Below are 7738 nucleotides of genomic sequence, written 5' to 3'. Positions count from 1 at the left end.
AGATGTGTATAAGAGACAGCGGCATACCGGCGCGGGCGGATGGATCAGCGATGCGCAGCTATTGCATGCCTGCAGCCGCAGCGTGCCGTCGGCGCCCGATGCCCAGAAGAATTCGTTGTCCTGCGTGACCAGGGGCAGGGGGCGTCGCGGTGCTGCTGACACGTCACCTCCGCGAGTCGAACGGCCCGGCTGCCTTTTGGTAGGGCCGTTATACGAATCGGAGAACTACGTTATCACTTCCCAGCAGGCGCGATCGAGACAGTATCGTCGCTGGCCGTCCGCAGGCGGTGGGCGCCGCCGGTAATACCGGTCAGTAGGGCACCCAGGTGCCGGTGAAATAGGTACCCCATTGGTGAAAGCCGGCATTCCACATCGGTTCGTTCGGTGACCACCATGGCCGCGGCGGTGGCGGCGGCGGCACATCCTGTGCGGCGAACGGCGGCGAGTACGCCGGCGGAGGGGTGTACCAGTCCGCTAGGGCCGGTGGCGGCGTGCACGTCCGGGTTGCCGGATTGAACGACATGTTCGGGTCGCAATCCGCCGAGCTGATCCCCGGCGTCACCATCACAGTGACCGCCGTCGCTACGAACGCGATCGCTATGACGGCGATCAGGCGAGCAATAAACCACCTCATGGTGTGCCTCCCGATGGGCCATCGTGACCCTGGCGGGTTCAGTTTATTCCGTTGAGACCGCCACGACCATGGCCAAATAGGTCGCGGAACCCCGCCGGCCGCAGGCGAGATTTCCTTTCGCCCGGGCGTTATGCTGCCCAACGGCTTATCAAGTACTTCACACATGGTCGGAGGGCTGATTGCTCGACGCGGAGAAGATCCTGATCACCGGGGCGACGGGCAAGATCGCGTTTCCCGTCGCGCGCGCCCTTTCGTCATCGAACGAGGTATGGGGCGCCGCGCGCCTCAAAGACTCCGCAGGTCGCGAAAGGCTGGTCGCCGCCGGTATCAAGCCCCTCGCGCTGGATCTCGGGGCGGGCGATTTGGCCGGCCTTCCAGACGATTTCACCTACGTCTTCCATGCCGCGGTGGACCCCGGTGCGGACGATTGGAACCGCTGCCTCGAAACGAACGCGCAGATGTCCGGCGAGCTGCTCTACCACTGCCGTACCGCCAAGGGTTTCGTGTTGTGTTCGACCGGCTCGATCTACGCGTACCAGGGACACCGTCCATTGACCGAGGCCGATCCGCCCGGCGTACCCCTGCGCGCGAATTACAGCTTCTCCAAGGTTGCCTCGGAGGCCGTGTGCACCTGGGTCGCCAGGCATTATCGAATCCCGCTGACCATCATCCGGATCTGCTCAACCTATGGGCCGCAGGGCGGCGCGCCCGCCGACCGCCTCGATGCGATGCTGGCGCGCAAACCCATTCGCCTACACCCCGACAAGCCGAACAACTACAACCCGATCTATGAAGACGACTACGTCGAGCTCGGCATCCGTGCGATGGAGGTCGCCGCGGTGCCGCCGGTGGTCGTGAACTGGGCCGGCAGCGAGACGGTCAGCGTCGAGGACTACTGCACGTTCATGGGGCAGTTGATCGGTGTCGAGCCGATCTTCGAATACACGCCGCAGGCGCATCCGCCGCTATGGCCGGATGTCACCCGCATGCACGAGGTGCTGGGCCGCACGAAAGTGCCCTGGCGTGAGGGATTCCGGCGCATGATAGCGGCCCGACACCCCGAAATCGCGCTGCCGGAACACGATTCGACGAGGGCTTGAGGTCGCGCCATGCAGCTTCCCGGCACGCCATCCGACAAGGTGGCCGACGTCCTCGCCGCAGGACGTGGCGACATCACCACGCTGTTCGTGTCCATGGCGACCCGCCATCCCGACGGACGAGACGCCGAGTACCTCTACTGGCACACCCTCGACCACCGGCCGGAGCAGCACCGGTTGGCCGCGGTGCGCGCCTCGTTGCGGTTGGTGTCGACTCCCGCCTGCCGCTCTGCCCGGGCGATCGACGGGGGACCGTTGGACGCGGTCGACCACGTGATGACGTACTTCTTCACCGAACCGGCCGGACTGCGCGGATTCAACGAGCTGTCCACGGCACTCGGGAACGCCGGCCGTAAGATCCCGCTGCTGCCGCCCGTCGAGCGCGGAGTTTACGAAGTGCAGAGCAAGGCGGCCTCGCCTCGGGTCAAGGTCGGGTCGGACGTCCTGCCCTGGCTGCCCGTGCGGGGCGCGCTCGTGTTGGTCGAGCGTGGATCGGCGGCGACGGACCCGCTCGTGGAGGTGGCCGGCGTCGCCGGCGTCTGGTCCGCACTCTCGCGGCGGGTCGACGCGAATCTGGCAGCGCCCAAGGGGGGCAGTCCATCACGTATTGCTTCCTCGACGACGACCCGGTCGACACCGCCATTCGGCTGGGTCCGGTGCTCGCGGCCCGCTGGGCGGACCCGGGTGTCCAACCCTTGTTCGCCGCACCGTTTTTCACGGTGGTGCCGTTCGAGTGGGACCGGTATGTGCCGTAGCGGGGCCGCCTGGCCGCGCTCACTACCGCGCTGTGATCAGCGCGTGAAACCCCACTCCGCCTCGTTCTCTTCGGTTTTCAGGTGCGCGGCGGGATCCTCGGCGTCGGTGAGCGGCGGGTGCGGGGCGGGGGAGGTGCGCTCGCCGATCTCGGCGATCGCGTGCACGGGGCAGTCCATCAGGGCGCGCATGACGGCGTCGCGATCGGACTCCGCTACGGTGCCATCGCCGATGAGGGACGCGTAACCCCAGTCGTCCAGTGAGAAGTATCCGGGCGCGTACTTCGCGCAGATGCCGAAGCCGTCACAGACGGTGCGGTCCAGGCGGATCTTCATGCGTGCCTCCGTTCCGCCTCGTAGGGGCGCTCGGCGCGAAACACGCCGCGGACGCAGCCCTGGCAGGTGCCGTCGAGATGCGCGGCTACTTCGGCGGGGAACTGACAGAGCAAGCTGGCGGCCACGTTGGTGGCGGCGTCCAGCGTCGCGCACGCGCCGCGGCCGCGCAGCAGCACCGACCAGCGGCGCAACCGTTCGACGTCTTCCGTCGTGGCGGCGCCGTCGCGCAACGCGCCGGCGGCGGCCGCCATCGCCGCGGTCCCGTTGAAGCACGATCCGCACTGCCCGGCGTTCTCCCGATCGAAGTAGGCGAGTACCGACGCCGCGACGGCGACGGGGCAGTCGTCGGTGATCACCGAGATCGCGCCGCAGCCCAGACCGCTGCCGAGGCGCCGCATGGTTTCGTGGTCCAAGGTCGTGTCCAGCACGGTGCGGTTGAGCAGGCCGGCAAAGTAGCCGCCCATCAGCGCACCGCGCACCTGGTCGTGCGAAACACCGTGCAGCGCAAGAAGTTCCGTAAACGGCAGACCGTGGGGGAGTTCATAGAGGACGGGCGGGCGGCCTGCCCCGGTGATGGTGGCCAGGAAGGTGCCCGGGGACAGCGACGTGCCTTGCGCGCGGAACGCGGTCGAGCCGTGGCCTTGCAGGAAGGGCAGATTGGCCAGGGTTTCGACGTTGCTCACCAACGTCGGACGATCGTCGACGCCGGTTTCGAAGGGGCGCGGGGGCTTGTCCGTCGGCTTGGCCGGGCCGCCGTTGATCGCTCGGACGGCGGCGGTCTCCTCGCCGGCCACATAGCCGGGCGGCACGTGAAACATGCCGACCGTGACACCGCCGAGCGCGCCGGAATCGAGCTCACCCAGGGCGGTTTCGACGCTGTGCGCAGACTCCGGGTCGGACACGTAGACGTGGGCGCGGTCGGCCTCGACCATCGCGGCGGCCAACCGCAGCCCGTCCAGGATCAGGTGGGGTCGGTTGCGCAGCAGCCAACGGTCTTTGACCGAAGCCGGTTCACCCTCTTCGCCGTTGGCGACGACGACGGCGCCGCCGGCGACGCGCCCGTTGTCGCGCACCGCGCGCAATTTCACCGCAAGCGGGAAGGCCGCGCCGCCGCGACCGACCAGCCCGCTGGATTCGACCTCGCGCAGCAATTCCTCGGTGCCGGCGACGGGCCGGTACCCGCCGAGCCTTCGATAGGCCGCGAGATCTTCCCGCTGGCCGGCCAGCAGCCGGGGTTCGAGCCCGGGCGGGGTGGCGGTGGTGACGGAAGTGGATTGGGTGGTGTTCACGGCTGGCCTGCCGTCGTCTTAGTTAGGCTTGGGCACATGCGAACTGCGGTGGTGCGCGTCAACGTCGACCCGGCGAGCTCCTGCACGGCCGCGCAGCTACGAGACGGCATGGCGGAGCTCCTCGGGCTTGCGCGTGCGGCGGGGGCCGACGTGGTCGAGAACGACCTCGCGGCGATGCCCGCGGGCCGCCGTGAAGTCGAATTGCTGATCGGGGCCGAAGACGTGGAGGCGGCCAGGAGTACGGCGATGCGGTTGTGCGCCAAGGTATTCGCCGCAAAACCGGTCCCGGGGGTGGTCACCTTCATCAGCCGGGGCACCGACGACGACGCGCACGGGGTGCTGTCCGGCTTCGGGCTCACCGGTGACATCGAGCGGACGCCGGGCGACGACGGTTTCGACATTGTGTACGTGACGCTGCGGGAGTCCGACCTCGAACGCATCCCGGAGAGCCGGGTGCACACGGCCCTGGAGGCGTCGCTCAACTGCGAGGTTCACATCCGCACCCGCTAGCGCCGTCACGAGCCGAGGAACTCGAGGATCGCGGGCGCGGCCTGCACCCACGTGTCGAACATGTTGAAGTGCTGCACCCGGCCCGCCGCGCGGTCCTCGGCCGCGCGCTCCCACGCGTCCTCCGGCCACGGCGGATCGATCAGCTTCGATCCCTTGATCAGGCAACTGACCTCGAGCGAGGTCCGCTTGGGGTGATCCATGTCGTTCTCGCCGCCACGAATGATCAACGTGGGCACCTTGATTCGGTCGAACATCTCGTCCTCGACGCCCGGGATCGTCTGCCCCGGTTTGGAGACGAAAGCGTTGAGCCAGCGCAGCATCACCTTGAGGAACTCGCCGGAGTCGAAGTCGAGGAAGCGCTGCTTGTTGTTCGGGTTCTCCTCGATGCGATCGCGCCACTCGGCCACCTTCACCACGCCGTCCATCCCGGTGCCGCGCACCGCGAGAATGCTCGGCACGATGTAGAAGGAGCCGAGCACGAAGGTGCCGTAGATGCCGCCGACGATGTTCCACACCACGAGCTTGGTGACCATCTCGGGGTAGAGCATCGTGGTAAGCATGGAATCCCTTGCGCCGCCGGAGCCGCCGGCGAGAATGCAGCGCTCGAAGCCCAGCCCGGTTACCAGCTTGTGCAGCGTCTCGGCCCGCATGTGCGATTCGCTCTGGCCGTAGAACTGCACATCGGAGGCGCCACAGTTGGGCCGGTCCCACAACAACACGCGGTAGCCGCCGGCGGCAAGCGCGTCGGCAAGCGGGCGCAGGCCCTCGATCTCCTTGCTGAACCGGCCGCCCGGCGTCAGGGCAATGAGATCTCCGGATTCCCCGAGGATTTCGTAGACGACATTTCCCCCGTTGATCTCGATTGAAGGCACCCGAATTCTCCTGTGGTTAGGCCTGCACCAGAACGTCGTTGCCGACGACGCGCACCGGGTAGGTGCGGATACTCCATTCGGGCTTGACCGCGGTGGTGCCGGTCGCCAGCTCGAAACCCCATTGATGCCAAGGGCAATAGATGTACTCCAGGTCGCGAACCATGACCGAGTCGCCCGGGGTGGTCTCGTCGACGATCGTGCGTCCCCGCGCGCGGCCCGAACAGAGCGGACCGCCCTGGTGCGGGCAATAATTGGCGATGGCATAGAAGCTGCCGTTGACGTTGTAGACGCCGACGCCGTGGCGCCCGATGGGCACGAGTTTGTGCTTGCCCGGCGGGATCTCGTCGACCGTGGCGACAACGTGCTCGCGGCCCTGGGCGAGACGGGGCTCGGGCCGCTTGGTTTCTTCCGTCAACTCAGAGCACCCGGGTCTGACCCTCGAGGACCGGCACGGTCTCGGGCAGGTGATAGGTGGCGATGCCGTTCTTGTACATCACCGCGTCTCGGGCCGCCTTGGGCAGGTGCTTGACCAACCAGCGGGGGTCGTCGAACGTCCAGTGTGGGTAGTCCGAGGAGAACAGCAGGATCTTCTCGCACTCCATCCATTCCAACGCGCGGGTCAGCTCCGTCTTGTCCTCGGGATAGTCCAGCGGCTGGGTGGTGAACTTGATGTGGTCCTTGACGTACTCCGAGGGCTTGCGTTTGATCTCCACCCACGATTTGCGGGCCTCATAGATCGAATCCATGCGCCACATCAGCGGCAGGATCCAGCTGAACGCGTGCTCCACGAAGACGATCCGCAGCGTCGGGAACCGGTCGAACACGCCGTCGAAGATCAGGCTCATCACCTGGTTTGCCGCCAACAGCGAGTAGGTCACCATGAAGTCGTGGTTGTAGCTGGGGAACCCCACCGGCGGGATGGGCAGCTCGTCGAATTGGCTGCGCGACAGGTGGCAGCTCACGGTGATGTCGTGCTTGGTGGCGGCGGCCCAGATCGGGTCGTATTTCGGGTGACCCCAGGACGGCCGCGGCTCGGCCTTGATCAGGATCTGGGCCATATAGGGGTGCCCGGCCCATTTCTCGATCTCGCGGACCGATTCTTCCGGCTCCTCGATGGCGCAACAAATTGAACCCCGCCAACGCTGGTGCCAGTTGTTGTGGCTATCCAGCCAGTGATTGGCCTGCCACTCATTCAGCGCGCTCGACATCGCGTGCTGCGCCTCGGGCAGGCGCGCCGGGTAGGCGGCGGGTTCCAGGATCGCGATGTCCGAGCCGGCCTCCATGATCAGCTGGCGAAACGCCATATCCGGGTCACTGCAAGGGAATTCGCCGTTGGGGGGAAAAGAGTCCACCCGCATCGCGTAGGAGTGGGCGTAGTCGGGGGCGTCGTAGTAGATCTGCTCACCCACGGTGCGCGTGAGGAAGTATTTGCTGCGCCAGGGCTCGGGGATGTAGGGCAGGAGTTCGCCGCGCTTGGGTGCGGGATGGACGTCTGAGTCGACGCAGCGGACGGCTATGCGCTCGGCAGCGGGGACCCGCTCCTGCGAATGGGTCAACGTCATCGCAAACTCCTCGGTCTCACGTCGTACTTCTACTGTGCGCCCACCCCGGCGGGGATGTCTATGTTGTAGAGCTGCGCCGCGTTGCGCCAGCACAGCTTCTCGCGCTGTTGCGCCGACAGCGCGCGGGGAAGCTTCGTGATGTCACCGCACTGCCAGTGCGGGTAGCTGGAGCCAAACATCACCATGTCGTCCTTGCCGGTGAAGCCGAACCATTCGCCGGCGAACTCGGTGTCACCGGGGCCGTCGAGGCTGCCCTGAACGAAATACACGTGGCCGGGCAGGTAGTCGCTGGGGATCCGCGGCGCCCATGGCGTCTGCTCCAGGTGGGGCCGGCCGAAGGTGTCCATCCGCCAGATGAACGGCGTCAAGAAGTCCGCCGCTCCGTCGCCCCAGACGAATTTGAGGCCGTCGAAGCGCTCGAACACTCCCTCGGCGATCATGTTCATCAGGTGATAGATGTAATTCAGCGCCATGAAGCTGACGTACTGCTCGTAGGTCCGGGTGTTCCCGTTCGGTGTTGGCGGAAAGGCGATGCCGGAGCCGACTTCGATGTGGGCGGCCACTGGGAGGCCGGCGTCGACCGCGGCCTCCCACAGCGGCCAGAACTGCGGCTTGCCGTAGAGCTCGCGGGATTGCAGGGGGACGCCGATCTGGACCACCCGCGGGTGCGCGCGCCACCGCTCAAT

General features: G+C 66.7%; 10 protein-coding genes and 1 pseudogene. 3 read left to right on the top strand and 8 right to left on the bottom strand.

Going from position 1 to position 7738, the window contains the following annotated elements; genetic code table 11:
* The coding region (locus tag WU80_RS25650) for a zinc ribbon domain-containing protein (protein ID WP_156371838.1) at positions 1-162 on the bottom strand (162 nt) is incomplete at its 3' end.
* Between the two features lie 148 nt (positions 163-310).
* Positions 311-634, bottom strand: coding sequence for a hypothetical protein (locus tag WU80_RS25645; protein WP_082460000.1), 324 nt, complete (start codon positions 632-634; stop codon positions 311-313).
* A 179-nt stretch (positions 635-813) separates the two neighbouring features.
* Between WU80_RS25645 and WU80_RS23360 the strand changes: the two genes are divergently transcribed.
* Positions 814-1734: an NAD(P)-dependent oxidoreductase gene (locus tag WU80_RS23360; protein ID WP_055405455.1), complete on the top strand. Its 921-nt coding sequence runs from the start codon at positions 814-816 to the stop codon at positions 1732-1734.
* A 9-nt stretch (positions 1735-1743) separates the two neighbouring features.
* A pseudogene (locus tag WU80_RS23355) lies at positions 1744-2486 on the top strand (hypothetical protein).
* 36 nt (positions 2487-2522) lie between these two features.
* Here the strand turns inward: WU80_RS23355 and WU80_RS23350 are convergent.
* Both WU80_RS23350 and WU80_RS23345 read right to left on the bottom strand, forming a co-directional pair.
* On the bottom strand, positions 2523-2819 hold the full coding sequence (locus WU80_RS23350; RefSeq protein ID WP_055405454.1) for a ferredoxin: 297 nt from the start codon (positions 2817-2819) through the stop codon (positions 2523-2525).
* Positions 2816-4108, bottom strand: a complete 1293-nt coding sequence (locus WU80_RS23345) for an NADH-ubiquinone oxidoreductase-F iron-sulfur binding region domain-containing protein (protein WP_055405453.1) — start codon at positions 4106-4108, stop codon at positions 2816-2818. The genes WU80_RS23350 and WU80_RS23345 overlap by 4 nt, the downstream gene beginning before the upstream one ends.
* A 36-nt stretch (positions 4109-4144) precedes the next feature.
* On the opposite strand from WU80_RS23345, the gene WU80_RS23340 reads away from it, so the two are divergent.
* Positions 4145-4618, top strand: coding sequence for a hypothetical protein (locus WU80_RS23340; protein WP_055405452.1), 474 nt, complete (start codon positions 4145-4147; stop codon positions 4616-4618).
* Between the two features lie 5 nt (positions 4619-4623).
* Here WU80_RS23340 and WU80_RS23335 read toward each other — a convergent pair whose 3' ends face one another.
* The 4 genes from WU80_RS23335 to WU80_RS23320 all read right to left on the bottom strand — a co-directional run.
* Positions 4624-5490, bottom strand: a complete 867-nt coding sequence (locus tag WU80_RS23335; RefSeq protein WP_055405451.1) for an alpha/beta fold hydrolase — start codon at positions 5488-5490, stop codon at positions 4624-4626.
* Between the two features lie 16 nt (positions 5491-5506).
* Positions 5507-5905: a Rieske 2Fe-2S domain-containing protein gene (locus tag WU80_RS23330; protein ID WP_055405450.1), complete on the bottom strand. Its 399-nt coding sequence runs from the start codon at positions 5903-5905 to the stop codon at positions 5507-5509.
* A 1-nt stretch (position 5906) separates the two neighbouring features.
* The gene (locus tag WU80_RS23325; RefSeq protein WP_055405449.1) at positions 5907-7052 is read right to left on the bottom strand and encodes an amidohydrolase family protein; all 1146 of its coding nucleotides are present in this window, start codon (positions 7050-7052) and stop codon (positions 5907-5909) included.
* Positions 7053-7081: 29 nt separating this feature from the next.
* On the bottom strand, positions 7082-7738 hold a 657-nt coding region (locus tag WU80_RS23320), incomplete at its 5' end, for an amidohydrolase family protein (RefSeq protein WP_156371836.1).

Source organism: Mycobacterium sp. UM_11, from assembly GCF_001414075.1.
GTDB lineage: Bacteria > Actinomycetota > Actinomycetes > Mycobacteriales > Mycobacteriaceae > Mycobacterium.
The sequence above is the reverse complement of the archived record's forward strand: the minus strand, read 5'-3'. Positions and strand labels throughout refer to the sequence as shown.

Excerpts from the sequence above, each read along its gene's own strand:
- WU80_RS25645 (WP_082460000.1), bottom strand. The coding sequence starts at position 634 with ATGAGGTGGTTTATTGCTCGCCTGATCGCCGTCATAGCGATCGCGTTC.
- WU80_RS23350 (WP_055405454.1), bottom strand. The coding sequence starts at position 2,819 with ATGAAGATCCGCCTGGACCGCACCGTCTGTGACGGCTTCGGCATCTGC.
- WU80_RS23340 (WP_055405452.1), top strand. The coding sequence starts at position 4,145 with ATGCGAACTGCGGTGGTGCGCGTCAACGTCGACCCGGCGAGCTCCTGC.
- WU80_RS23325 (WP_055405449.1), bottom strand. The coding sequence starts at position 7,052 with ATGACGTTGACCCATTCGCAGGAGCGGGTCCCCGCTGCCGAGCGCATA.